The sequence below is a fragment of the Bacillus cereus group sp. MS39 genome (genome assembly GCF_040448665.1).
GTDB lineage: Bacteria > Bacillota > Bacilli > Bacillales > Bacillaceae_G > Bacillus_A > Bacillus_A wiedmannii.
On sequence record NZ_CP123058.1, the window covers coordinates 5,251,564 to 5,277,490 of the forward strand.

The window sequence follows — 25,927 nt, forward strand, 5'->3', positions numbered from 1 at the left end:
AGTAACATTTTACACTGCTCTGAAATCCCGGAGAGCCAGCTACTTATAAAGTGGTAAGGATTTCGTATCCTGCTTCTGTAAGAGCAATCGTGTGCTCAAAGTGTGCACACCATTTACCATCTACCGTTACCACTGTCCAGTCATCAGATAGTGTTTTTACATATCGTCTTCCTTGATTCACCATCGGCTCAACACAGATGACCATTCCCGGCTTTAATCTAGGGCCTCTATTTGGTGGACCATAGTGCGGGATTTGAGGGTCCTCATGTAAGTCTTGCCCGATTCCGTGACCAACATACTCCCTAACGATCGAGAACCCATTCTCTTCAGCATGGGTTTGAACCGCATGTGAGATATTTGATAATCTTTCGCCTGGTTTTACTTGTTCTAGACCAAGATACAACGATTTTTCTGTGACATCAAGTAGCTTTTGAACAGATTCAGAAATGTTTCCAACTGGATACGTCCATGCAGAATCTCCATGGTACCCATTGTATTTCGCACCAATATCGATACTGATGATATCGCCCTCTTCGAGCTTGCGCTTCCCTGGAATTCCGTGTACAAGCTCTTCATTTACAGAAGCACATATGCTCCCCGGAAATCCGTTGTATCCTTTAAAAGATGGCGTAGCACCATATTTTTGAATCGTCTTTTCCGCTATTTGATCGAGCTCTTTCGTTGTAATTCCTGGAGTAATATGCTGTTTCAACTCTTGATGAGTTAAAGCAACGATCCTGCCAGCTTCTCGCATGATTTCTATCTCGCGAGGAGTTTTGCAGATGATCATTACGCTAAGCCTCCGATGAGAACATCGATATCAGCAAATACTTTATTGATATCTTGCTCACCATTAATGCTTTGTAAGTAACCAAGCTCCTCGTAGAAATCAAGCAAAGGTTTTGTTTGCTTAATATTTACATCTAAACGATTTGCCACAGTTTCTTCATTGTCATCAGAGCGTTGATATAATTCGCCACCACATTTATCGCACACATCAGCTTTTGCTGGTGGATTGAATTCTAAGTGGTAAGTCGCACCGCACTCTTTACAAATGCGACGGCCTGTAAGGCGTGTTAATAACAACCCTGAATCCACATTAATGTTTAAAACATAGTCGATTTTTTTACCAAGATCTTTCATAATCTCTTCAAGAGCTGATGCTTGTGCAACAGTTCGTGGGAAACCGTCTAGTAAGAAACCTCTTACGCAGTCTTCTTGACTTAAACGTTCACGAACGATTCCGATTGTAACTTCATCTGGAACAAGTGCACCTTTATCAATAAAAGATTTTGCTTGTAGACCCATTTCAGTTTCAGCCTTCATAGCTGCACGGAACATATCTCCTGTTGAAATGTGAGGGATGTTATACTTGGCAACAATCTGTTCGGCTTGTGTACCTTTACCAGCACCAGGAAGCCCCATTAAAATTAAGTTCATCCTTGTTCCCCCTCAGAGTACATGAGCATGTAGGGAAGACAATTCTTCCCACTTACTCATTGCTTGATAAACCCTTTGTAATGGCGTTTTACCAGTTGACTTTCTAGCTGCTTCATTGTTTCTAAAGCAACGCCGACAACGATTAACATACTCGTTCCACCAATCTGTGCAGATGGAGGAAGATTTCCCAATTTCGTAAAGATAACTGGTAAGATTGCAATCGCTGCTAGGAAAATTGATCCTACAAAGGTCAAACGATACAAGATTTTTGTTAGATATTGTTCCGTATTCTTACCCGGACGAATACCTGGAACATATCCACCTTGTTTGTTTAGATTCTCTGACATTTGCTCTGGATTAACCTGAACAAACGCATAGAAATATGTGAAGGCTACAATGAGCGCAACATATATGATCATTCCCACTGGGTGAGAATAGTTAAAGTTTGCAATGATCCACTGCGATACATCATGATTCGGGAAGAACTGTGCAATAGTTGGAGGCGTAATTAAGAATGAAACAGCAAAAATGACTGGAATAACACCCGCACTATTTACCTTAAGCGGTAAATGTGTGTTTTGTGCTCCAGCATGATTCCCATTCCCTCCTGTTACACGCTTCGCATATTGAATTGGGATCTTTCTAACAGCCTGTTGAATGAAAATAACACCAACAATAACCGCTAGCACAGCTAGTAAGATCAATGCAACTTTAACGATACTCATGAACAATTGATCTCCGATATTTTGAAACTGTTGTTGATACACTTGAGATATAACACTTGGGATCGCTGCGGCAATACCGCCAAAGATAAGGATGGAAATACCATTACCTACACCTTTAGCTGTAATCTGTTCACCTAACCACATTAAAAATGCAGTACCAGCAGTCAGTACCGTAGCAATGTATAAATAAGTGCTCCAACCAGGATTCAAAATTAATTGCCCACCTACCATACCGTTAAAACCGATTGACATACCAAACCCCTGAATAAACGCAAGAACAATTGTAAAGTAACGCGTGAATTGCGTTAGTTTACGACGGCCCATTTCACCTTGCTTCGACCATTCCGAAAATTTAGGAACAACATCCATCTGCAATAATTGCACGATGATGGATGCTGTAATATACGGCATGATTCCCATCGCGAAGATGGAGAAGTTTTTCAAGGCGCCACCGCCAAATGTATTTAGGATACCTAAGGCATTTAATTGATCTTGTGCTTTCAGTACGTCTCCATTTGTAAATGGCACTGGGATAAACGTGCCAATCCTGAATACGATTAACATCGCTAAAGTGAATAATATTTTACGTCTTATCTCAGCAACGCGCATAAAGTTGGAGATTGTACGAAACATTAGATCACCTCAACTGATCCGCCAGCTGCTTCAATTGCTTCTTTAGCACTTGAAGAGAACTTGTGCGCTTTAACAGTTAATTTTTTCTCTACTGCGCCGCTTGCAAGAATTTTAACACCGTCGTTTAACTTGCTGATAACGCCAGTTTCCAGCAATAATTCAGGTGTTACTTCTGTACCATCTTCAAAACGATTTAACGTTGATAAGTTTACAATAGTAAACTCTTTACGGTTAATGTTTGTGAAGCCGCGTTTTGGTAAACGACGGAATAATGGAGTTTGACCACCTTCGAAGCCAAGACGAACACCGCCACCAGAACGTGCGTTTTGTCCTTTATGACCTTTACCAGCAGTTTTACCGTTACCAGAACCGATACCACGACCGACACGGTTACGTACTTTACGAGAACCTTCTGCAGGTTTTAATTCATGAAGTTTCATTCCCAGGCACCTCCTTATATTAATGAGTTATCCTTAAGCTTCTGTTACAGTTATAAGGTGAGAAACTTTGTTGATCATACCAAGAATAGCAGGAGTTTCTTCCTTAACTACAGTTGAATTCAACTTTTTAAGACCTAAAGCTTCTACCGTCGCACGTTGATCTTGTGGACGACCAATTACACTACGAGTGAGGGTAATTTCTAACTTTTTCGCCATTTGTTTTCCCTCCTTAACCTAGTAGCTCTTCTACAGATTTACCGCGTAATTTTGCAACATCTTCAGCGCGCTTAAGTTCGCTTAATCCGTTCACAGTAGCGCGAATCATGTTGATTGGTGTGTTAGAACCAAGAGATTTCGAAAGAATATCTTGTACACCAGCTAATTCAAGTACCGCACGAACAGGTCCACCAGCAATAACACCAGTACCTTCAGCAGCAGGTTTTAAGAATACTTCACCAGCTCCAAAATGACCGTTGATTGTGTGTGGAATTGTTGTACCAACTAATGGTACAGCGATTAAGTTTTTCTTAGCGTCTTCGATAGCTTTGCGGATTGCGTCTGGTACCTCTTGTGCTTTACCAGTACCGAATCCAACATGACCGTTTTTATCGCCAACTACAACTAGTGCAGCAAAGCGGAAACGACGACCACCCTTAACAACTTTCGCGACACGATTTATCGTAACTACACGTTCTTCAAGTTCTAATTTACTTGGGTCAATGCGATGCATCAATTTTCCCTCCTTTGACCATTAAAATTGTAATCCAGCCTCACGAGCAGCCTCAGCTAGAGCTTTAACACGGCCATGGTATAAGTAACCACCGCGATCGAATACTACTTCTTTAACGCCTTTCTCTACAGCACGCTTAGCAACTGATTCTCCTACTTTCGTAGCAGCTTCAGTATTGCTAGTACCGTTAAGAGCAAGGTCTTTATCAAGAGTAGATGCACTTACTAACGTTACACCATTTACATCATCAATAACTTGAGCGTAAATATGTTGGTTAGAACGGAACACGTTTAAACGTGGACGTTCTGCAGTACCAGTAAGTTTAGCACGTACACGTGCATGTCTTTTCTTACGAGTCGCATTTTTATCAGCTTTAGTGATCATTCTTGTCACTCCTTTCTCTCACCTAACGGGTTTACTTAGCAGTTTTACCTTCTTTACGACGAACAACTTCGCCTTCGTAACGAATACCTTTACCTTTATAAGGCTCAGGAGCACGTACAGCACGGATGTTAGCAGCAAATTCGCCAACACGTTGCTTGTCGATACCTTTGATTACGATTTTAGTTGGTACAGGTACTTCAACTTCAAGACCTGCTTCCGGAGTCATTTCTACTGGATGAGAATAACCTACGCTTAATACAAGTTTATCTCCTTGTTTTTGAGCACGGTAACCAACACCGACTAATTCAAGTCCGCGTGCGAAACCTGTAGTTACACCTTCAACCATGTTTCCGATTAAAGCACGAGTTGTACCGTGTAATGCACGGTGTTCCTTCTGTTCAGATGGACGCTCAACTGTTAGTGTATTTTCTTCAATTTTGATAGACATATCAGCATTGAATTTACGAGTTAATTCACCTTTAGGGCCTTTTACTGCTACAGTATTGTCTTCTGCAATTGTAATAGTAACACCTGCAGGGATTTCAAGAATCTTTTTACCAATACGAGACATGTGGTCACACCTCCGTTCGTTTTAAATATATATTACCAAACGTATGCTACTACTTCTCCACCAGTTTGTAATTGACGAGCGTCTTTGTCTGTCATTACTCCCTTAGATGTAGAAACAAGAGCGATACCTAATCCGTTAAGTACACGTGGTACTTCATCAGCTTTAGCGTAAACGCGTAAGCCAGGTTTACTGATACGTTTTAATCCAGTGATTACACGTTCATTGTTTGCACCATATTTCAGGAAAATACGAAGGATACCTTGTTTGTTATCCTCGATGTATTCTACATCACGAATGAAACCTTCACGTTTTAAAAGTTCAGCGATCTCTTTTTTGATTTTAGAAGCAGGAACCTCTAATTTCTCATGACGTACCATGTTCGCATTACGGATGCGAGTAAGCATGTCTGCAATTGGATCTGTCATCACCATGTGTTTTACCTCCTTCCCATTTGTGGGTTTTACCAACTAGCTTTTTTAACACCAGGAATTTGACCTTTATATGCAAGTTCACGGAAACAAATACGGCAAAGCTTAAATTTGCGGTATACAGAATGCGGACGACCGCAGCGTTCGCAACGTGTATACTCTTGTACTTTAAACTTAGGAGTACGCTTTTGTTTCGCTATCATAGATTTTTTAGCCACGTTTTCGCCTCCTCTACTTAGCGTTGGTTTCCATTATTTTTGGAATGGCATACCGAATTGTGTTAAAAGTTCACGAGCTTCTTCATCAGTTTTCGCTGTAGTAACGATTACGATGTCCATACCGCGGACTTTGCTTACTTTATCATAATCAATCTCAGGGAAGATAAGTTGCTCTTTAACACCTAATGTGTAGTTCCCACGACCATCGAATGATTTCTTAGAAACACCACGGAAATCACGTACACGTGGTAAAGAAACTGATACTAATTTGTCGAAGAACTCATACATTTGCTCGCCGCGTAAAGTTACTTTCGCACCGATTGGCATACCTTCACGAAGACGGAAACCAGCGATTGATTTTTTAGCACGAGTTACAACAGGTTTTTGACCTGCGATTTGTGTTAATTCTTCTACTGCATTGTCTAAAGCTTTTGAGTTAGATACCGCGTCACCAACACCAGTGTTGATTACGATCTTTTCGATTTTCGGTACTTCCATCACAGATTTATAGTTAAACTTGCTCACTAGAGCAGGAGTAATTTCCTTTTGGAACTTCTCTTTAAGGCGATTCAATGAAGTGACCTCCTTTCTTAAGAAAATTATTTATCTAATAATTCACCAGATTTTTTTGCAATACGAACTTTTTTACCATCTTCTACTTTGAAGCCTACGCGAGTAGGTTCACCTGTTTTCGGATCTAAAACCATAACGTTAGAAACGTGAATAGGTGCTTCTTTAGTAATAATTCCACCTTGTGGATTTAATTGAGATGGCTTAGAGTGTTTTTTAACGATGTTAACACCCTCAACGATAACACGGTTTTGCTTTGGGAAAGCCACAAGGATAACGCCTTGTTTTCCTTTGTCTTTTCCAGTGATTACCTGTACTTTATCACCTTTTTTTACATGCATCTTAATTCTGCACCTCCTTAGCAAGGCAATACCTTAAATTATAGAACTTCTGGAGCTAAAGAAACGATCTTCATGAAGTTGCTATCACGTAATTCACGAGCTACTGGTCCGAAGATACGAGTACCACGTGGGCTCTTATCGTCTTTGATGATAACCGCTGCGTTTTCATCAAATTTGATATAAGAACCGTCCGGACGACGAGCTCCGCTCTTCGTACGTACCACTACTGCTTTAACAACGTCACCTTTTTTAACAACGCCACCTGGTGTTGCTTGTTTTACCGTAGCAACGATAATGTCACCAATGTTAGCATATTTACGACCAGAGCCGCCTAATACTTTAATTGTTAAAAGTTCACGTGCACCAGAGTTGTCAGCAACTTTCAAACGAGATTCTTGTTGGATCATGTTATGAAACCTCCCTTCGGACTAAAAATTCCGATTCGTCTATTTAGATAATAACCGCTTCTTCAACGATTTCAACTAAACGGAAACGCTTAGTAGCAGAAAGCGGGCGAGTTTCCATGATTTTAACGATATCGCCAAGTTTCGCTTGGTTTTGCTCATCATGGGCTTTGTACTTCTTAGAATACTTAACACGTTTTCCGTACAAGGAATGAGTTTTGTAAGTTTCAACTAAAACTGTAATCGTTTTGTCCATTTTGTCAGACACAACACGACCAGTATAAACTTTGCGTTGGTTACGTTCGCTCACTATGCAAACCTCCCCTCAATTTATCGATTAATTCCGATCTCTCTTTCACGAACTACAGTTTTCATACGAGCAATTGCTTTACGCACTTCACGAATGCGAGTTGGATTCTCTAATTGTCCTGTAGCAAGTTGGAAGCGAAGATTGAACAATTCTTCCTTTAAAGCTTTAACTTTTGTTTCGATTTCGGCAGTGGTTAATTCACGAATATCATTAGTTTTCATTAGATTCACCACCATTTTCTTCACGTTTTACGAATTTACATTTCACAGGTAACTTGTGAGCTGCAAGACGTAATGCTTCGCGTGCTACCTCTTCAGATACACCCGCGATTTCGAACATAATTTTCCCAGGTTTTACTACTGCTACCCAGCCTTCTGGTGCCCCTTTACCGGAACCCATACGTACTTCTAGAGGTTTTGCAGTGTAAGGTTTAGAAGGGAAAATTTTAATCCATACTTTACCGCCACGTTTCATGTAACGAGTCATTGCACGACGAGCAGCTTCGATTTGACGGTTTGTAATCCATGAAGCAGCTTGTGCTTGTAAACCGAATTCACCGAAAGCAATTTCAGTTCCACCTTTTGCACGACCACGCATTTTACCACGATGCTCTCTACGATATTTTACGCGTTTTGGCATTAACATATTATTTTCCTCCTTCCTCAGAAGCTTTCTTTTTTGTAGGAAGGACTTCTCCACGGTAGATCCATACTTTTACGCCTAATTTACCGTATGTTGTATCAGCTTCAACTGCTGCATAGTCAATATCAGCGCGAAGTGTATGAAGTGGAACAGTTCCTTCACTGTAAGATTCTGCACGAGCGATATCAGCTCCGCCAAGACGACCAGAAACCTGTGTTTTAATACCTTTAGCACCTGCACGCATAGCACGTTGAATAACTTGCTTTTGTGCACGACGGAATGATACACGGTTTTCTAATTGACGAGCGATGTTTTCGCCTACTAATTTAGCGTTAAGATCAGCTCTCTTAACTTCTAAAATGTTGATGTGTACACGCTTGCCTGTTAATTGGTTAAGAGCTTTACGAAGTGCTTCAACTTCAGTACCACCTTTACCAATTACCATACCAGGTTTTGCAGTGTGAATTGTAACATTTACACGATTTGCTGCACGTTCGATTTCTACTTTAGCAACAGCAGAATCTTTTAAGCGTACAGTAATGTACTCACGGATTTTGATGTCTTCATGTAGTAATGTAGCATAATCTTTCTCTGCGAACCAACGAGATTCCCAGTCACGGATAACGCCGACACGAAGACCAATTGGATTAACCTTTTGACCCATCGATTATCCCTCCTTCTTTTCTGATACCACAACTGTAATGTGGCTTGTGCGTTTGTTAATTTGGCTTGCACGACCCATTGCACGTGGACGGAAACGTTTCAACGTTGGACCTTCGTCAACGAAAACTTTTTCAACAACTAGGTTGTTAATATCCATCTCATAATTGTGCTCTGCATTTGCGATTGCAGATTTTAAAACTTTCTCTACAACTGGAGAAGCAGTTTTTGGTGTGTGGTTAAGGATAGCAATCGCTTCACCCACTTGCTTACCTCGGATTAAGTCTACTACTAAACGAACTTTACGAGGAGCAATACGAACTGTTCTCGCTACTGCTTTAGCTTGCATTGAAGTGCCTCCTCTCATTATCTTCTAGTTTTCTTATCGTCAGCAAGGTGACCTTTATACGTACGAGTTGGTGCGAATTCACCTAACTTATGGCCAACCATATCCTCAGTGATGTACACAGGTACGTGTTTACGACCATCATATACAGCGATTGTGTGTCCGATGAACTGAGGGAAGATTGTTGAACGGCGAGACCAAGTTTTAACAACTTGTTTTTGCTCAGATGCAACTAATTTTTCCATTTTGCTCATTAAGTGATCATCGACAAATGGTCCTTTTTTTAAGCTACGAGCCATTTTGGTGCCTCCCTTCGTGATTGGCGTACGGTTCTAGAAATGAACCGTACTACAATCCCATTATTTTTTACGACGACGAACGATGAATTTGTCAGACGCTTTGTTTTTCTTACGAGTCTTGAATCCAAGAGTTGGTTTACCCCATGGAGACATTGGAGACTTACGTCCGATTGGAGAACGTCCTTCACCACCACCGTGTGGGTGATCAACCGGGTTCATTACAGAACCACGAACTGTTGGGCGTTTACCTAACCAGCGAGAGCGACCTGCTTTACCGATTTTGATAAGTTCGTGCTGTTCGTTACCTACTTGACCGATTGAAGCGCGACAAGCAGATAATACAAGACGTACTTCACCAGAAGTTAAACGTACAAGTACGTATTTACCTTCTTTACCAAGTACTTGAGCAGAAGTACCAGCAGAACGAACTAATTGTCCGCCACGGCCAGGCTTAAGCTCGATATTATGAACAACAGTACCTACTGGAATGTTGATTAATGGTAATGCGTTACCGATTTTGATGTCAGCTTCTGGGCCAGACATAACTTCCATACCTACTTCTAAAGATTTAGGAGCAAGAATGTAACGTTTTTCACCGTCAACGTAGTTAATTAATGCGATATTCGCAGAGCGGTTTGGATCGTATTCGATCGTAGCAACGCGTCCTGGAATTCCATCTTTGTTACGCTTAAAGTCGATGATACGGTATTGACGCTTATGTCCGCCACCTTGATGACGTACAGTAATTTTACCTTGGTTATTACGACCAGCCTTCTTGCTTAAAGGAGCAAGTAATGACTTTTCTGGTCTGTCAGTCGTGATTTCAGCGAAATCATTCGTAGTCATATTACGACGACCGTTAGTAGTTGGATTATACTTTTTAATTCCCATCTCAATTTCCCTCCTTCTTTAGTAAGAATTAAACACCTTGGAAGATTTCGATTTCTTTGCTGTCAGCAGTTAGCTTAACGATTGCTTTACGACGACGGCTAGTAAAACCAGCGTGACGACCAACGCGTTTTGCTTTCGGCTTGTAGTTCATGATGTTCACTTTTTCTACTTTAACACCAAAGATCGCTTCAAGAGCATCTTTAACTTCTGTTTTATTAGATTTAACGTCCACATCGAACGTGTATTTTTTTTCAGCCATCATTTCCATAGAACGTTCAGTGATAACTGGGCGCTTAATGATATCACGAGGATCTCTCATTATGCAAGCACCTCCTCTACTTTTTCCACTGCCGCTTTTGTCATGATTAGCTTATCATGATGAAGCACGTCTAAAACGTTTACGCCATCAGCAGTGATTACTGTTACTCCAGGGATATTGCGAGCAGATAACTCTACAGATTCGTTTGCATCCGCAGTTACGATAAGAGCTTTCTTCTCAACAGTTAATCCTTTAAGTACTGCTAGCATGTCTTTTGTTTTTGGTGCATTTAACACTAGGTCTTCAAGAACTACAATGTTGTTCTCAACTACTTTAGTAGCTAATGCAGATTTGATTGCTAAACGACGAACCTTCTTAGGAAGTTTGTACGCATAGCTTCTTGGTGTAGGTCCGAATACCGTACCACCACCACGCCATTGAGGAGAGCGGATAGACCCTTGACGAGCACGTCCAGTTCCTTTTTGACGCCATGGTTTACGACCACCACCACGAACTTCAGAACGAGTTTTTACTTTGTGTGTACCTTGACGTAAAGATGCACGTTGCATCATTACAGCTTCGAAAAGTACAGCTTCATTTGGTTCGATACCGAAAATAGCTTCAGCTAATTCGATTTCACCAACCTGTGAACCAGTTTGGTTATATACAGTAACTTTTGGCATTGGAATTCCTCCTTCCTATTGTGAATTATTTGCTAACCTTCACAGCGCCTTGAACAACTACAAGAGATTTCTTAGCACCTGGAACGTTACCTTTTACTAGTAATAAGTTGCGCTCAGTGTCAACTTGAACGATTTCTAAGTTTTGGATAGTAACTTGGTCTCCACCCATACGTCCAGCAAGTTTTTTGCCTTTGAATACACGGTTCGGAGCAACTGGGCCCATTGAACCTGGACGACGGTGATAGCGAGAACCATGAGACATAGGTCCGCGAGATTGTCCGTGGCGTTTGATAACACCTTGGAAACCTTTACCTTTAGAAATTCCTGTTACGTCAACGATTTCACCTGCAGCGAAAACTTCAACTTTTACCTCTTGACCAACCTCTAATCCGTCCACGTCTGCATCGCGGATTTCGCGAATGAAGCGCTTAGGAGTTGTAGATGCTTTAGCAGTGTGGCCTTGTTCAGGTTTGTTAGTTAACTTTTCACGTTTATCTTCAAATCCTAACTGGATTGCATTGTAGCCATCAGTTTCAGTTGTTTTCTTTTGAAGAACAACGTTTGGATTAGCAGCGATAACTGTTACTGGGATTAACTCACCGTTCTCAGCAAATACTTGAGTCATACCGATCTTTCTTCCTAAGATTCCTTTGGTCATGAGTTACACCTCCTACATTTTTAAGTTATATGAATTATAGTTTGATTTCGATATCTACACCAGACGGTAAGTCTAAACGCATTAATGAATCTACTGTTTGTGGAGTAGGACTCACGATATCGATTAAACGTTTGTGTGTGCGCATTTCGAATTGCTCACGAGAATCTTTGTACTTATGAACAGCACGAAGAATTGTGTAAATAGTCTTCTCAGTTGGTAATGGGATCGGACCAGAAACTGTTGCCCCAGAACGCTTAGCTGTTTCTACAATTTTCTCAGCTGATTGATCAAGAATACGGTGATCATAAGCTTTTAAACGGATACGAATTTTTTCTTTTGCCATTATTTTCCCTCCTTCGTTCGCCTATTTCTAAAATAGACCTTCTCCATGGAAATTTCCCCACACCATGCCATGGCAAAGCGGCCGGGTGTGTCAGCAACCTTCCACTTCATCGCAGTCAAAGACCAACATTGTCTATTATACAATGTTATTCGTCTAGATGCAAGCATCTTTTTGTTTGCATCTGCTTTTCTCTACTTTTGCTATTATACATGGCACTTTAAAGAATTTCAAGTTTTCATCCCACAGAATTCTTTTTACAGTTTCTGGATTTTAGTTTTATTGATTTTGTATTATTATAGAAGAAACTCGTCAAAATATAAAAAAATCATTTCATTCATCATATAAATACAAACAAAAAACCCAAGGGAAAATCCCTTGGGTTTTTTTATATCAGTTAAGATTACTCAACGATAGTAGCAACTACACCGTAACCTACTGTACGTCCACCTTCACGAATAGAGAATTTAGTTCCCTCTTCGATAGCGATTGGAGCGATAAGTTCGATAGTCATTTCGATGTTGTCACCAGGCATTACCATTTCAGTACCTTCTGGTAATTGGATGATACCAGTTACGTCAGTTGTACGGAAGTAGAACTGAGGACGGTAGTTAGCGAAGAATGGAGTGTGACGTCCACCTTCTTCTTTAGATAATACGAAAACTTCAGCTTTGAATTTAGCGTGAGCTTTTACAGAGCCAGTTTTAGCAAGAACTTGTCCACGTTGGATGTCTTCACGAGCAACCCCACGAAGTAAAGCACCGATGTTGTCTCCAGCTTGAGCTTGGTCAAGAAGTTTACGGAACATCTCTACACCAGTTACAGTTGTAGAAGCATTTTCTTCAGCAAGACCGATGATTTCTACTACGTCACCAACTTTAACGATTCCGCGCTCTACACGACCAGTTGCAACTGTACCACGACCTGTGATAGAGAATACATCCTCGATAGGCATTAAGAATGGTTTGTCAGTTTCACGTTCTGGAGTTGGGATGTAAGCATCAACTTCAGTCATTAATTCAATGATTTTTGCTTCCCAATCAGCTTCTCCTTGAAGAGCTTTAAGAGCAGAACCTTTGATTACAGGAATGTCGTCGCCTGGGAATCCGTATTCAGATAATAGGTCGCGAACTTCCATTTCTACTAATTCTAATAATTCTTCGTCGTCTACCATGTCGCATTTGTTTAAGAATACAACGATGTAAGGAACACCTACTTGACGAGAAAGAAGGATGTGCTCACGTGTTTGAGGCATTGGGCCATCAGCAGCAGATACTACTAAGATACCGCCGTCCATTTGAGCAGCACCAGTGATCATGTTTTTAACATAGTCAGCGTGACCTGGGCAGTCAACGTGTGCATAGTGACGAGTTTCAGTTTCGTACTCAACGTGTGCAGTTGAGATTGTGATTCCGCGCTCTCTTTCTTCTGGAGCAGCGTCGATTTGATCGTATCCGCGTGCTTCAGCACCACCAGCTTTTGCAAGAACTGTAGTGATCGCAGCAGTTAATGTAGTTTTACCATGGTCAACGTGGCCGATTGTACCGATGTTAACATGGGGTTTAGAACGTTCGAATTTAGCTTTAGCCATTCTAAATTCCTCCTTAGTTTATATAGGTTATTTTATATTTAGACTAGAAAGTGAAACTTACGTCCCACTTTCTAAGCTTACATAAGTAGTTATACTTGAACAATCGATAAAAATCAATTATTCACCTTTATTTTTTTTAATAATTTCTTCAGAAACAGACTTCGGTACTTCTTCATAATGATCAAATGTCATTGAGAATGTTCCGCGTCCTTGAGTGTTAGAACGTAATGCCGTTGCATAACCGAACATTTCAGAAAGTGGAACCATAGCGCGAACAACTTGTGCGTTACCGCGAGCTTCCATACCTTCTACACGTCCACGACGAGATGTTACGTCGCCCATAATGTCACCCATGTACTCTTCAGGAATTACAACTTCAACTTTCATCATTGGCTCAAGAATTACTGGGCTACATTTAGAAACCGCAGCTTTAAGTGCCATAGATGCAGCGATTTTGAACGCCATCTCAGATGAATCGACATCATGGTAAGATCCGTCAACTAACGCAGCTTTGATGTCAACTAGTGGATAACCAGCTAGTACACCATTTTTAAGTGAGTCTTCAAGACCCGCTCCAACAGCTGGGATGTATTCACGTGGAACTACACCACCGACGATTTTGTTTTGGAATTCAAAACCTTTACCTTCTTCATTAGGTTCAAACTCAATCCAAACGTGACCGAATTGTCCACGACCACCAGATTGACGAGCGAACTTACCTTCAACTTTCGCAGCAGCGCGGAAAGTCTCACGGTATGCTACCTGAGGAGCACCAACGTTTGCTTCCACTTTGAATTCACGACGCATACGGTCAACGATGATATCAAGGTGAAGTTCACCCATACCAGCGATGATTGTTTGGCCAGTTTCTTGGTCAGTGTGAGCACGGAATGTTGGATCTTCTTCAGAAAGCTTAGATAATGCTGTACCCATTTTATCTTGGTCAGCTTTAGATTTTGGTTCGATAGCTACAGAGATAACTGGCTCTGGGAATTCCATAGACTCAAGGATAACAAGACTCTTCTCATCACAAAGAGTATCACCAGTAGTAGTATCTTTTAAACCTACAGCAGCAGCGATATCACCAGCGTAAACTGTTGAAATCTCTTCACGGCTGTTAGCGTGCATTTGTAGGATACGACCTACACGCTCACGCTTACCTTTAGTTGAGTTTTTCACGTATGATCCAGAGTTTAACACACCAGAATACACACGGAAGAACGTTAACTTACCAACATAAGGGTCAGTCATGATTTTGAATGCTAAAGCTGCGAATGGTTCTTCATCGCTAGACTTACGTTCGATTTCTTCATCTGTATCCGGAAGAGTACCTTTAATAGCTGGTACGTCTAATGGAGATGGTAGGTAGTCGATAACTGCGTCTAACAGAATTTGAACACCTTTATTTTTGAATGCAGAACCACAGATTACTGGGAAGAATTCTACAGAAGTTGTAGCCTTACGGATACCAGCTTTAAGCTCTTCTACAGTGATTTCTTCACCTTCTAGGTACTTCATCATCATTTCTTCATCAAGCTCAGCTACCGCTTCAATAAGTTTTCCACGGTATTCTGCAGCTAATTCTTTGTGCTCTTCAGGAATTTCAACACGCTCGATGTCTGTTCCTAAATCGTTACCGTACATGTAAGCACATTCTTCAACAAGGTCAATGATACCATTGAACTCATCTTCAGCACCGATTGGTAACTGAATTGGGTGTGCGTTTGCTTGTAAACGATCGTGGATTGTTCCTACAGAGTATAAGAAATCTGCACCAATCTTATCCATTTTGTTAACGAATACGATACGAGGTACACCGTAAGTAGTAGCCTGACGCCAAACAGTTTCTGTTTGTGGTTCTACACCAGATTGTGCATCAAGTACTGCTACCGCACCATCAAGTACGCGTAAAGAACGTTCTACTTCTACTGTGAAGTCTACGTGTCCTGGAGTGTCAATGATGTTTACACGGTGACCTTTCCATTGAGCTGTAGTTGCAGCAGAAGTAATTGTGATACCACGCTCTTGCTCTTGCTCCATCCAGTCCATCTGAGATGCACCTTCATGAGTTTCACCGATTTTATGAATACGTCCTGTATAATACAGAATACGCTCAGTTGCTGTTGTTTTACCAGCATCGATGTGAGCCATGATACCAATATTACGAGTGTTTTCTAAAGAGAACTCTCTTGTCATTTGGTGTCTTGCTCCTTCCATATATGGATTGGATTTTTTTATTTTAAGTAGCAAAAAAGCCACTTTATATTGTTACACATGTCAGTATGTCCAGTACCCTCATTATGTAAAACGAGCGCCCAACGAAAGGGAGAGGCATTCTCCCTCTCCACACTTCCATAAGCGACAAATAAAGCGGTTTATGCTTACATTTATTTTACGTTGAATCCTACCAACGGTAATGAGCAAATGCTTTGTTAGCTTCTGCCATTTTATGAGTGTCTTCACGTTTCTTAACAGATGCACCAGCGTTGTTAGCTGCATCTAAGATTTCGTAAGCTAGACGCTCTTCCATAGTTTTTTCACCACGAAGACGAGCATAGTTTACTAACCAGCGAAGACCTAAAGTTGTACGGCGTTCTGGACGAACCTCAACTGGAACTTGGTAGTTAGCACCACCAACACGACGAGCACGTACTTCAAGAACAGGCATGATGTTCTTAAGAGCTTGCTCGAATACTTCCATAGGGTCTTTATCTGAACGTTCACGAACGATATCGAAAGCGTTATAAAGAATTGTTTGAGATTTACCTTTTTTACCGTCAACCATCATTTTGTTGATAAGGCGTGTTACTAGCTTAGACTTGTACATTGGATCTGGTAACACGTCACGTTTCGCAACAGGTCCTTTACGAGGCATATTGAGTTCCTCCTTTCATTATAAGTTTATTATTTTTTAGCAGGTTTTGGTCGCTTAGTACCATATTTAGAACGTCCTTGCATACGTTTGTCAACACCAGCTGTATCAAGCGCACCACGAACGATGTGGTAACGTACCCCTGGTAAATCCTTTACTCGACCACCGCGAATTAATACTACGCTATGCTCTTGTAGGTTATGACCGATACCTGGGATGTAAGCTGTAACCTCGATACCGTTTGTTAAACGTACACGAGCGTATTTACGTAACGCTGAGTTAGGTTTCTTTGGAGTCATTGTACCAACACGAGTACATACACCACGTTTTTGAGGTGCAGAGATATCAGTTGATTTTTTCTTTAAAGAGTTGAACCCTTTGTTTAACGCAGGTGATTTAGATTTCCATACTTTATCAGTACGACCATTTCTCACTAATTGGTTAATAGTAGGCATTTGATTATCCTCCCTTCGCATGTTTGTATGACCACATATCCAGGTGGTTCATTATTAGTTGAAAACAAAGTTTTTGCAAGGAAGAGCAAATGCTCTCTCCTCACAAAAACAGTTTTAACTTATTATTCCTATTGCTGAAGCTCCCACTTGAATCCCCGAAACTTTTCCAAGCTTACGAACTGATTCAACTTTGGTTATGGGTATGTTATGTTGCAAGGCAGTACGAATGATCATATGGGTTAACCGCATATCAGCATCTTCCGCAATAACAACTTCTTTAACTATACCATTTTTGATTGCCTCCAATGTACGTTTATGACCAACGACTACATTTTCAGCATTTGACACTTTTTGATAAGACATATAAATATCCTCCAAAGCATCGTTCAGGAGCAACCTTGATTATAGTAACATTTTGACTCATACAATGTCAACTAGGATTAACTGTTTTTATACAAAATTTACGACGGAAAATTTTACTGTTCCACATAAACTTCATCGTTTTCTACATTCATGTCACCTTGTGTTGTTTTTACAAGATCCACTTTGCGATAACGATTCATACCCGTTCCAGCAGGAACAAGTTTACCGATAATAACATTTTCTTTCAATCCTAGAAGCTCATCGCGTTTACCCTTAATCGCTGCATCAGTTAAGACACGTGTCGTTTCTTGGAACGATGCTGCAGATAAGAATGAATCAGTTTCAAGTGAAGCTTTTGTAATACCAAGTAGAACAGGTCTAGCCGTTGCTGGTTGTTTACCTTTCAGTAACACCTTCGCATTCGCATCAGTAAACTGATGGATATCTAGTAGTGTTCCTGGTAATACATCTGTTTCACCCGCGTCACTTACACGAACTTTACGTAACATTTGACGTACCATTACTTCTACGTGTTTGTCACCAATTTCTACCCCTTGCATACGGTATACTTTTTGAACTTCACGTAGTAAGTATTCTTGAACCGCCGTAATGTCCGTTACTTTTAGTAATTCTTTCGGATCAATAGAACCTTCTGTTAACTCTTTACCGTGGCTAATTGGCTGTCCTAAAGTTACTTTCAGACGCGCACCGTAAGGAATAGCATACGTACGAGCTTCAACTTCACCCTGTACAACTACTTCTTGGCGATCTTTAACATCGTTGATCGCTGCGATAACACCATCGATTTCACTGATAACTGCCTGACCTTTCGGGTTACGAGCTTCGAAGATCTCTTGGATACGAGGTAAACCTTGAGTGATATCATCTCCGGCAACCCCACCTGTATGGAACGTACGCATCGTTAACTGTGTACCTGGCTCACCGATAGATTGAGCTGCGATAATACCTACCGCTTCTCCTACTTCTACGTCTGTACCAGTTGCTAAGTTACGACCGTAACACTTCTTACATACACCGTGGCGAGTGTTACACGTGAACGCTGAACGAATGTTTACAGTTTCAACACCCGAATTTTCAACGATATGAGCGATATCTTCAGTAATTAGTTGGTTTTCACTAACTAATACTTCACCTGTTTCAGGATGTTTTACAGTTTTTCTTGCAAAACGTCCAACAAGACGATCATATAATGACTCAATTACTTCATTACCCTCTTTAATCGCACCAATTAATAGACCACGATCTGTTCCACAATCATCTTCACGGACAATTACATCTTGTGCAACGTCTACAAGACGACGTGTTAAGTAACCAGAATCGGCAGTTTTAAGTGCTGTATCGGCAAGACCTTTACGCGCACCATGCGTAGAGATGAAGTACTCAAGTACTGTTAAACCTTCACGGAAACTTGATTTAATTGGAAGTTCGATAATACGACCAGATGGATTGGCCATCAGACCACGCATACCAGCAAGCTGAGTAAAGTTTGATGCATTACCACGGGCACCGGAATCACTCATCATGAAGATTGGGTTGCGTTTATTCAAGGATTTCATCAGTTTTCCTTGGATAACATCTTTTGCATTACTCCAAATAGAGATAACGCGATCGTAACGTTCTTCTTCCGTGATTAAACCGCGACGGAATTGTTTAATTACATTATCTACTTTTGCTTGTGCTTCATGGAGAATTTCATCTTTTTCGCCTAATACAAGAATGTCAGATACCCCAACTGTAATACCAGCTTTTGTAGAGTACTTAAATCCTAAGTTTTTCATGCGGTCAAGCATGCGAGATGTTTCCGTAATTTGGAAACGTTTGAATACTTCCGCAATGATGTTACCAAGGATCTTCTTGCTAAATGGCGCCACTTCTTCGCGACTAGCAATAATTTCTTTAATGTTCGCACCTTTTTCAACGAAATACTCCGCTGGTGTTTCTTTTTCAAGGTTTGAGTTTGTCGGTTCATTAATATAAGGGAACGACTCTGGTAAAATTTCGTTAAATATTAATTTACCAACTGTTGTTAATAGAAGCTTACCTTTTTGCTCTTCAGTAAATGTTACATTATTTACTGAACTTGCAGCAACTGCAACACGTGTGTGCAGATGTACATATCCATTTTGGTATGCAAGTATTGCTTCGTTTGCATCTTTGAAGACCATACCTTCACCGATTGCGCCTTCACGCTCAAGTGTTAAGTAGTAGTTACCTAATACCATATCCTGAGATGGAGTAACAACTGGTTTTCCGTCTTTTGGATTCAAGATGTTTTGTGCCGCTAACATAAGAATACGAGCTTCTGCTTGTGCCTCTGATGATAACGGTACGTGAACTGCCATTTGGTCACCGTCAAAGTCCGCGTTGTATGCAGTACATACAAGTGGGTGAAGACGAATTGCGCGACCTTCTACTAATGTAGGTTCAAACGCCTGGATACCAAGACGGTGAAGTGTTGGTGCGCGGTTTAGAAGTACTGGATGCTCTTTGATCACAGATTCTAAAACGTCCCAAACTTCAGGTTGTACACGCTCGATTTTACGTTTAGCACTCTTAATGTTGTGTGCTAAACCTTTTCCAACTAACTCTTTCATAACGAAAGGCTTAAACAATTCAAGCGCCATTTCTTTCGGTAATCCACATTGGTACATCTTTAAGTTCGGTCCTACAACGATTACAGAACGGCCAGAGTAGTCAACACGTTTACCTAATAAGTTTTGACGGAAACGTCCTTGTTTACCTTTAAGCATGTGAGATAGTGATTTTAATGGACGGTTACCTGGTCCAGTAACTGGACGGCCACGGCGACCATTATCGATTAATGCGTCTACAGCTTCTTGTAACATACGTTTTTCGTTTTGAACGATGATGCTTGGTGCACCTAAGTCCAATAGACGTTTTAAACGATTATTACGGTTAATTACACGACGGTATAAGTCGTTTAAGTCAGAAGTAGCAAAACGTCCACCATCCAACTGTACCATTGGGCGTAGTTCTGGCGGGATAACTGGAAGAACATCTAGGATCATCCAAGATGGGTGATTTCCAGAGTTACGGAATGCTTCTAATACTTCTAGACGTTTAATAGCACGAGTACGGCGTTGTCCTTGCGCTGTTTTTAATTCTTCTTTTAAGAAGTCTACTTCTTTATCTAAATCGATGTCTTGTAGTAGCTTTTTAATCGCTTCCGCACCCATAGCAGCTTGGAATGTGCTACCATATCGATCACGATATGCACGGTATTCTTTTTCAGAAAGTAATTGCTTCTTATCAAGTGGTGTATCTCCACTTTCTGTTACAACATAAGAAGCGAAATAAATTACTTCTTCAAGCGCGCGAGGGGACATGTCTAAGACAAGTCCCATGCGGCTCGGGATACCTTTGAAATACCAAATATGAGATACAGGAGCAGCTAATTCGATATGACCCATACGTTCACGACGAACTTTTGCACGCGTTACTTCAACGCCACATCGATCACAAACTACACCTTTATAACGTACACGTTTGTATTTTCCGCAATGACATTCCCAGTCCTTTTGTGGTCCGAAAATACGCTCACAGAACAAGCCATCTTTTTCAGGCTTTAACGTACGATAGTTAATTGTTTCTGGTTTCTTAACTTCACCGTATGACCAAGAACGAATCTTGTCAGGTGAAGCAAGTCCAATCTTCATATATTCAAAGTTATTTACATCTATCAAGGGGCCTACCTCCCTTTTAGTCTACAGGTTATCCCAATTATTCTTTAGTTGTCTCAACTTCGACATTCAATTTATCTGCTGATTGATGATCATCGTCATCTTCTGTATCACGCATTTCGATTTCTTTATCGTCGCTAGACATCATTTTAACGTCCATACCTAAACTTTGCAGCTCTTTAATCAATACTTTGAATGATTCAGGAACGCCTGGTTCTGGAACATTTTCGCCTTTAACAATTGCTTCATACGTCTTAACACGTCCAACAACATCATCAGACTTCACTGTTAAGATTTCTTGAAGAGTATAAGCAGCACCGTAAGCTTCAAGTGCCCAAACCTCCATCTCACCGAAACGCTGTCCACCGAACTGAGCTTTACCTCCAAGAGGCTGCTGCGTTACAAGTGAGTATGGTCCAGTAGAACGAGCATGAAGTTTATCGTCAACCATGTGCGCAAGTTTGATCATATACATGACACCAACAGATACGCGGTTATCGAATGGTTCACCAGTACGTCCGTCATACAGGATTGTTTTCGCGTCATTTGCCATACCAGCTTCTTCAATCGTGCCCCAAACATCTTCCTCACGAGCACCATCGAATACTGGTGTTGCAATGTGAATACCAAGGTATCTTGCTGCCATACCAAGATGAAGCTCTAATACCTGACCGATATTCATACGAGATGGTACCCCTAATGGGTTTAACATGATATCGATTGGCGTACCGTCTGGTAAGTAAGGCATATCTTCTTCTGGTAAAATACGAGAGATAACACCTTTGTTACCGTGACGTCCGGCCATCTTATCACCTTCAGAGATTTTACGTTTTTGAACGATATATGCACGTACAAGTTGATTCACGCCTGGTGGCAATTCATCGCCATCTTCACGGTTGAATACTTTTACGTCTAAGATAATACCGCCACCACCGTGTGGTACACGTAGTGATGTATCACGTACTTCACGTGCTTTTTCTCCAAAGATAGCATGTAATAGACGTTCTTCAGCTGTTAATTCTGTTACACCTTTAGGTGTTACTTTACCAACAAGTAAATCTCCATCTTTTACTTCCGCACCAACGCGAATGATACCGCGCTCGTCAAGGTTGCGTAATGCATCTTCCCCAACGTTTGGAATGTCACGTGTAATCTCTTCTGGTCCAAGCTTCGTATCACGAGCTTCTGACTCATATTCTTCAATATGAATAGAAGTGTACACATCATCTTTTACAAGGCGCTCACTCATAATGATCGCATCCTCGTAGTTATAACCGTCCCAAGTCATGAAGCCAACAAGCACGTTACGTCCAAGTGCTAGTTCACCTAATTCCATAGAAGGACCATCCGCAAGAATCTCACCTTTTACAACTTCATTTCCAACACTTACGATTGGACGTTGGTTGTAGCAAGTTCCTTGGTTAGAACGAATGAATTTTTGCATTTTGTAGCGATCTAAGTCGCCTTTTACTGTTTGACCGTCAACTTCTACATAGCGACGTACCCAAACTTCACGTGCTTCTACGCGTTCAACAACACCAGGGTGTTTACAGATTACTGCAGCACCTGAGTCTTTTGCTGATACGTACTCCATACCTGTACCTACAATCGGAGATTCCGGATTCATTAACGGAACCGCCTGACGTTGCATGTTCGCTCCCATAAGTGCGCGGTTAGAGTCATCGTTTTCTAAGAACGGAATACAAGCTGTCGCTGCTGACACTACTTGTTTTGGAGATACATCCATGTAGTCGATGCGTTCTTTATTTGTGACAATGTTTTCACCACGGAAACGAGCTACGATATCTTCGCTAAGGAATTCTCCTTCTTCAGATAATTTCATATTCGCTTGGGCTACAACATAATTATCTTCTTCATCTGCTGTTAAGTAATCAACCTGCCCTGTTACAAGACCAGATTCTGGATCAACACGACGGTATGGTGTTTCAATGAAACCAAACTCATTTACTTTCGCGAACGATGATAATGAGTTAATCAAACCGATGTTTGGTCCCTCTGGTGTTTCAATCGGACACATACGACCATAGTGAGAGTAGTGAACGTCACGTACTTCAAAGCCTGCGCGCTCACGCGTTAAACCACCGGGTCCTAATGCAGATAGTCTTCGTTTGTGAGTTAACTCTGCTAATGGGTTTGTTTGATCCATGAACTGAGATAACTGAGAACTTCCGAAGAACTCTTTAATAGATGCAATAACCGGGCGAATGTTAATTAACGCTTGTGGTGTAATTGCATTTGTATCTTGAATCGACATTCTCTCACGAACAACACGTTCCATACGAGAAAGACCGATACGGAATTGATTTTGTAATAGTTCTCCAACAGAACGCAGACGACGGTTTCCTAAATGGTCGATATCATCTGTATCCCCCACTTTGTATAGTAGGTTGAAGAAGTAACTGATAGAAGCAAGGATATCACCCGGTGTGATGTGTTTTACATCACGAGTAATATTTGCATTACCAATTACATTAATTACGCGTTCGCCTTCTGACTCAGGAGCATAAATCTTAATAGATTGCAGCTCAACATCGCCTTCTACCACTCCACCCATTGGTTTCGCTGTTTTGAATCCAATGTTTTTCTCTAAGTAAGGTAAAATGCGATCAAGTGTACGACGATCTAAGATTGTTCCTTCCGCCGCTAAAATTTCACCAGTTTCTGGATCCACTAATGTTTCAGCTAAACGTTGATTAAACAATCTGTTTTTAATGTGTAACTTCTTGTTGATCTTATAGCGACCTACATTTGCTAAATCGTAGCGCTTTGGATCGAAGAAACGAGACACAAGTAAGCTCTTAGCATTTTCTACTGTTGGTGGTTCACCAGGACGTAGACGCTCATAAATTTCAAGCAATGCTTTTTCTGTGCTATCTGTGTTGTCTTTTTCTAATGTGTTGCTTAAGTATTCGTTATCACCTAAAAGCTCGGTGATTTCTTGATCAGAGCCAAACCCTAATGCGCGTAACAAAACAGTTACAGGAAGTTTACGCGTACGGTCAATACGCACATATACAACATCCTTAGCATCTGTCTCATACTCTAACCAAGCTCCGCGGTTTGGAATTACAGTAGCAGTAAAACCACGTTTTCCGTTTTTATCCACTTTGCCACTATAGTATACGCTTGGAGAGCGAACTAACTGGGAAACGATAACACGTTCTGCACCGTTAATTACGAATGTTCCAGTCTCTGTCATGAGTGGGAAATCTCCCATGAACACATCTTGTTCTTTTACTTCACCAGTTTCCTTGTTGATTAGACGCACTTTTACACGAAGTGGTGCTGCATACGTCACATCACGCTCTTTGCATTCGTCTACAGAGTATTTAGGTTCACCTAAGCTGTAGTCGATAAATTCAAGCGATAGATTTCCCGTAAAGTCTTCGATCGGAGAAATGTCTTGGAACATTTCTCGCAAACCCTCATCAAGAAACCACTGATAAGAAGAGGTTTGAATTTCGATAAGATTTGGTAACTCTAATACTTCACTAATACGGGCATAACTTCTTCGTTGGCGGTGGCGTCCGTATTGAACTAGTTGACCTGTCAACTGCTTCACCCCTCAAATCATGAGTATTATAAATGCACAAAAAAATTTGTGCAAAATCACAAATAAATACAACTACTGCTATTAGCGTAGTTTTTTTCTCTTAAAGATAAATACGTTGAGTCTTTCTACCTGCTCAAAAAAGAAAAATGGCTTCTATAAGAAAACCATCATTCTGTTTCATAATCTGCTGATTTTACTATCTTTTCCAAGAGAAACAAAAATATACATCTTTCTCAACGCAGAAAATCATATATTGGCATTGTATAATGTTAACATAGCCAAAAATAACCGTCAACGTTTTTTTGATTTTATGATATAATATCCTTTTTTCTTTTCTACAACTTCGACTTCAGAAAATACTTCCTCTAGTTTCTTCAGCGCAGATGGTGCACCTTGCTTCTTTTGAATAACAATCCACAACTCTCCACCTGGAACTAAATACTCTACAGCCTTTTCTAAAATCTCATGCACGATATCTTTACCTGCACGAATTGGAGGATTAGATAGAATAGCAGCATACATACCATCTACATTTTCATAGACGCTACTTTGAAAAATGTGTACATTTCCAATTCTATTGCTAGCGGCATTTTCTTTCGCAAGCTCAAGCGCCCTTTCATTCACATCCACCATGTGAACTTTACGGTCTTGAAACTCTTTCGCCAACGATAAACCAATTGGTCCATATCCACAACCTACGTCTAATATATCACCTTTAATATCTGGCACTTGAAACGCTTCAATTAAAAGACGAGAACCAAAGTCCACTTCGTTTTTCGAGAACACCCCACGGTCAGATAAGAAAGTTAATCGAGATCCACGAAGTGTAAATTCCCATCGCTTACGATCACTTTTACTAGAAGGGTCGTTAGAAAAATAATGGTCTGCCATATGGCCACCTCTTTTCTTTACAGTTAAAAAAAAAGCTCGCATGAGAGCGAGCTTTTTTTAAAGCATCAAAAGTTAATTACTTAACTTCTACAGCAGCGCCAACTTCTTCAAGTTTAGCTTTCATTTCTTCAGCTTCCTCTTTAGAAACGCCTTCTTTGATTGCTTTTGGAGTGTTGTCAACTAATTCTTTAGCTTCTTTTAAGCCAAGACCAGTGATTTCACGTACAGCTTTGATAACTTTGATTTTTTGAGCGCCAGCACTTGCAAGTACTACGTCAAATTCAGTTTTCTCAGCAGCAGCTTCACCAGCGCCACCAGCTACAGCTACAGGAGCAGCAGCAGTTACGCCGAATTCTTCCTCGATAGCTTTTACTAAGTCGTTAAGTTCTAATACAGTCATAGATTTAACTGCTTCAATGATTTGTTCTTTAGTCATTGTAAATATCCTCCCTTAAATAGGTTTGTATTGTTTTATAGATAACAAGTA

At 40.8% G+C, this 25,927-nt stretch carries 33 protein-coding genes; all 33 read right to left on the reverse strand.

All coding sequences use genetic code 11. The annotated features are described in order from the left end of the window. Positions 1-43: 43 nt before the first annotated feature. Positions 44-790 carry a type I methionyl aminopeptidase gene (gene map / locus QEP67_RS27140; RefSeq protein WP_000582534.1) on the reverse strand — a complete coding sequence of 249 codons (747 nt, stop codon included), beginning with the start codon at positions 788-790 and terminating at the stop codon, positions 44-46. Next, positions 790-1,440, reverse strand: coding sequence for an adenylate kinase (locus tag QEP67_RS27145; RefSeq protein WP_001048998.1), 651 nt, complete (start codon positions 1,438-1,440; stop codon positions 790-792). Before QEP67_RS27145 ends, map begins: the two co-directional genes overlap by 1 nt. Positions 1,441-1,496: 56 nt before the next feature. Then, entirely contained in the window at positions 1,497-2,798 is a 1,302-nt protein-coding gene (secY, locus tag QEP67_RS27150) for a preprotein translocase subunit SecY (RefSeq protein WP_000490119.1), read from the reverse strand. Then, complete coding sequence (rplO, locus tag QEP67_RS27155; RefSeq protein ID WP_000766083.1) at positions 2,798-3,238, reverse strand: 50S ribosomal protein L15; 441 nt, start codon at positions 3,236-3,238, stop codon at positions 2,798-2,800. Before rplO ends, secY begins: the two co-directional genes overlap by 1 nt. 33 nt (positions 3,239-3,271) lie before the next feature. After that, the gene (gene rpmD, locus QEP67_RS27160; protein WP_001085232.1) at positions 3,272-3,454 is read right to left on the reverse strand and encodes a 50S ribosomal protein L30; all 183 of its coding nucleotides are present in this window, start codon (positions 3,452-3,454) and stop codon (positions 3,272-3,274) included. A gap of 13 nt (positions 3,455-3,467) precedes the next feature. Continuing rightward, positions 3,468-3,968, reverse strand: a complete 501-nt coding sequence (rpsE, locus tag QEP67_RS27165; protein ID WP_000554646.1) for a 30S ribosomal protein S5 — start codon at positions 3,966-3,968, stop codon at positions 3,468-3,470. 21 nt (positions 3,969-3,989) lie between these two features. Continuing rightward, the gene (gene rplR / locus QEP67_RS27170) at positions 3,990-4,352 is read right to left on the reverse strand and encodes a 50S ribosomal protein L18 (RefSeq protein ID WP_000628818.1); all 363 of its coding nucleotides are present in this window, start codon (positions 4,350-4,352) and stop codon (positions 3,990-3,992) included. Between the two features lie 31 nt (positions 4,353-4,383). Beyond that, entirely contained in the window at positions 4,384-4,923 is a 540-nt protein-coding gene (rplF, locus tag QEP67_RS27175; protein WP_000086550.1) for a 50S ribosomal protein L6, read from the reverse strand. 32 nt (positions 4,924-4,955) lie between these two features. Then, on the reverse strand, positions 4,956-5,354 hold the full coding sequence (gene rpsH, locus QEP67_RS27180) for a 30S ribosomal protein S8 (protein WP_000245511.1): 399 nt from the start codon (positions 5,352-5,354) through the stop codon (positions 4,956-4,958). Positions 5,355-5,383: 29 nt separating this feature from the next. Next, a complete protein-coding gene (gene rpsN, locus QEP67_RS27185; protein ID WP_001085700.1) occupies positions 5,384-5,569 on the reverse strand; it encodes a 30S ribosomal protein S14 in 186 nt (61 codons plus the stop codon). A gap of 33 nt (positions 5,570-5,602) precedes the next feature. Then, positions 5,603-6,142, reverse strand: coding sequence for a 50S ribosomal protein L5 (gene rplE, locus QEP67_RS27190; protein ID WP_001080829.1), 540 nt, complete (start codon positions 6,140-6,142; stop codon positions 5,603-5,605). 26 nt (positions 6,143-6,168) lie between these two features. Beyond that, on the reverse strand, positions 6,169-6,480 hold the full coding sequence (gene rplX / locus QEP67_RS27195; protein WP_000558201.1) for a 50S ribosomal protein L24: 312 nt from the start codon (positions 6,478-6,480) through the stop codon (positions 6,169-6,171). Positions 6,481-6,518: 38 nt separating this feature from the next. After that, a complete protein-coding gene (gene rplN / locus QEP67_RS27200; protein ID WP_000615912.1) occupies positions 6,519-6,887 on the reverse strand; it encodes a 50S ribosomal protein L14 in 369 nt (122 codons plus the stop codon). A gap of 43 nt (positions 6,888-6,930) precedes the next feature. After that, positions 6,931-7,194 (reverse strand): 30S ribosomal protein S17, encoded by a 264-nt coding sequence (gene rpsQ / locus QEP67_RS27205; RefSeq protein WP_000004106.1) that lies wholly within the window; start codon positions 7,192-7,194, stop codon positions 6,931-6,933. Between the two features lie 20 nt (positions 7,195-7,214). Then, a complete protein-coding gene (gene rpmC, locus QEP67_RS27210) occupies positions 7,215-7,415 on the reverse strand; it encodes a 50S ribosomal protein L29 (RefSeq protein ID WP_000855718.1) in 201 nt (66 codons plus the stop codon). Next, positions 7,405-7,839 carry a 50S ribosomal protein L16 gene (gene rplP / locus QEP67_RS27215; RefSeq protein ID WP_000928969.1) on the reverse strand — a complete coding sequence of 145 codons (435 nt, stop codon included), beginning with the start codon at positions 7,837-7,839 and terminating at the stop codon, positions 7,405-7,407. Before rplP ends, rpmC begins: the two co-directional genes overlap by 11 nt. Before the next feature lies 1 nt (position 7,840). Beyond that, positions 7,841-8,500 (reverse strand): 30S ribosomal protein S3, encoded by a 660-nt coding sequence (gene rpsC, locus QEP67_RS27220; protein ID WP_000529958.1) that lies wholly within the window; start codon positions 8,498-8,500, stop codon positions 7,841-7,843. 3 nt (positions 8,501-8,503) lie between these two features. Beyond that, the gene (gene rplV / locus QEP67_RS27225; RefSeq protein ID WP_001148024.1) at positions 8,504-8,845 is read right to left on the reverse strand and encodes a 50S ribosomal protein L22; all 342 of its coding nucleotides are present in this window, start codon (positions 8,843-8,845) and stop codon (positions 8,504-8,506) included. Positions 8,846-8,862: 17 nt separating this feature from the next. Further along, complete coding sequence (gene rpsS, locus QEP67_RS27230; protein WP_000124454.1) at positions 8,863-9,141, reverse strand: 30S ribosomal protein S19; 279 nt, start codon at positions 9,139-9,141, stop codon at positions 8,863-8,865. A gap of 60 nt (positions 9,142-9,201) precedes the next feature. After that, on the reverse strand, positions 9,202-10,032 hold the full coding sequence (gene rplB, locus QEP67_RS27235) for a 50S ribosomal protein L2 (RefSeq protein ID WP_000511583.1): 831 nt from the start codon (positions 10,030-10,032) through the stop codon (positions 9,202-9,204). 28 nt (positions 10,033-10,060) lie between these two features. Beyond that, the gene (rplW, locus tag QEP67_RS27240) at positions 10,061-10,351 is read right to left on the reverse strand and encodes a 50S ribosomal protein L23 (RefSeq protein WP_001205558.1); all 291 of its coding nucleotides are present in this window, start codon (positions 10,349-10,351) and stop codon (positions 10,061-10,063) included. Then, positions 10,351-10,974, reverse strand: a complete 624-nt coding sequence (gene rplD / locus QEP67_RS27245) for a 50S ribosomal protein L4 (protein WP_001127258.1) — start codon at positions 10,972-10,974, stop codon at positions 10,351-10,353. Before rplD ends, rplW begins: the two co-directional genes overlap by 1 nt. Before the next feature lie 25 nt (positions 10,975-10,999). Further along, positions 11,000-11,632 (reverse strand): 50S ribosomal protein L3, encoded by a 633-nt coding sequence (gene rplC, locus QEP67_RS27250; protein ID WP_000160209.1) that lies wholly within the window; start codon positions 11,630-11,632, stop codon positions 11,000-11,002. Between the two features lie 34 nt (positions 11,633-11,666). After that, positions 11,667-11,975 (reverse strand): 30S ribosomal protein S10, encoded by a 309-nt coding sequence (gene rpsJ / locus QEP67_RS27255; RefSeq protein WP_001040595.1) that lies wholly within the window; start codon positions 11,973-11,975, stop codon positions 11,667-11,669. A gap of 400 nt (positions 11,976-12,375) precedes the next feature. Continuing rightward, positions 12,376-13,563 (reverse strand): elongation factor Tu, encoded by a 1,188-nt coding sequence (tuf, locus tag QEP67_RS27260; RefSeq protein ID WP_001029617.1) that lies wholly within the window; start codon positions 13,561-13,563, stop codon positions 12,376-12,378. Between the two features lie 117 nt (positions 13,564-13,680). Then, on the reverse strand, positions 13,681-15,759 hold the full coding sequence (gene fusA / locus QEP67_RS27265; protein ID WP_000196381.1) for an elongation factor G: 2,079 nt from the start codon (positions 15,757-15,759) through the stop codon (positions 13,681-13,683). A 208-nt stretch (positions 15,760-15,967) separates the two neighbouring features. Next, on the reverse strand, positions 15,968-16,438 hold the full coding sequence (rpsG, locus tag QEP67_RS27270) for a 30S ribosomal protein S7 (protein ID WP_001137489.1): 471 nt from the start codon (positions 16,436-16,438) through the stop codon (positions 15,968-15,970). A 29-nt stretch (positions 16,439-16,467) separates the two neighbouring features. Continuing rightward, positions 16,468-16,890: a 30S ribosomal protein S12 gene (gene rpsL / locus QEP67_RS27275; RefSeq protein WP_001142341.1), complete on the reverse strand. Its 423-nt coding sequence runs from the start codon at positions 16,888-16,890 to the stop codon at positions 16,468-16,470. 114 nt (positions 16,891-17,004) lie between these two features. Then, entirely contained in the window at positions 17,005-17,253 is a 249-nt protein-coding gene (locus tag QEP67_RS27280; protein ID WP_000121828.1) for a 50S ribosomal protein L7ae-like protein, read from the reverse strand. Positions 17,254-17,366: 113 nt separating this feature from the next. Then, positions 17,367-20,978 carry a DNA-directed RNA polymerase subunit beta' gene (gene rpoC / locus QEP67_RS27285; RefSeq protein WP_000567948.1) on the reverse strand — a complete coding sequence of 1,204 codons (3,612 nt, stop codon included), beginning with the start codon at positions 20,976-20,978 and terminating at the stop codon, positions 17,367-17,369. A gap of 37 nt (positions 20,979-21,015) precedes the next feature. Continuing rightward, positions 21,016-24,549 (reverse strand): DNA-directed RNA polymerase subunit beta, encoded by a 3,534-nt coding sequence (gene rpoB, locus QEP67_RS27290; protein WP_000147550.1) that lies wholly within the window; start codon positions 24,547-24,549, stop codon positions 21,016-21,018. 291 nt (positions 24,550-24,840) lie between these two features. Beyond that, positions 24,841-25,440, reverse strand: a complete 600-nt coding sequence (locus tag QEP67_RS27295; RefSeq protein WP_048567312.1) for a class I SAM-dependent methyltransferase — start codon at positions 25,438-25,440, stop codon at positions 24,841-24,843. Positions 25,441-25,516: 76 nt separating this feature from the next. Then, positions 25,517-25,876 carry a 50S ribosomal protein L7/L12 gene (gene rplL / locus QEP67_RS27300; RefSeq protein WP_000159737.1) on the reverse strand — a complete coding sequence of 120 codons (360 nt, stop codon included), beginning with the start codon at positions 25,874-25,876 and terminating at the stop codon, positions 25,517-25,519. Between the last annotated feature and the right edge of the window lie 51 nt (positions 25,877-25,927).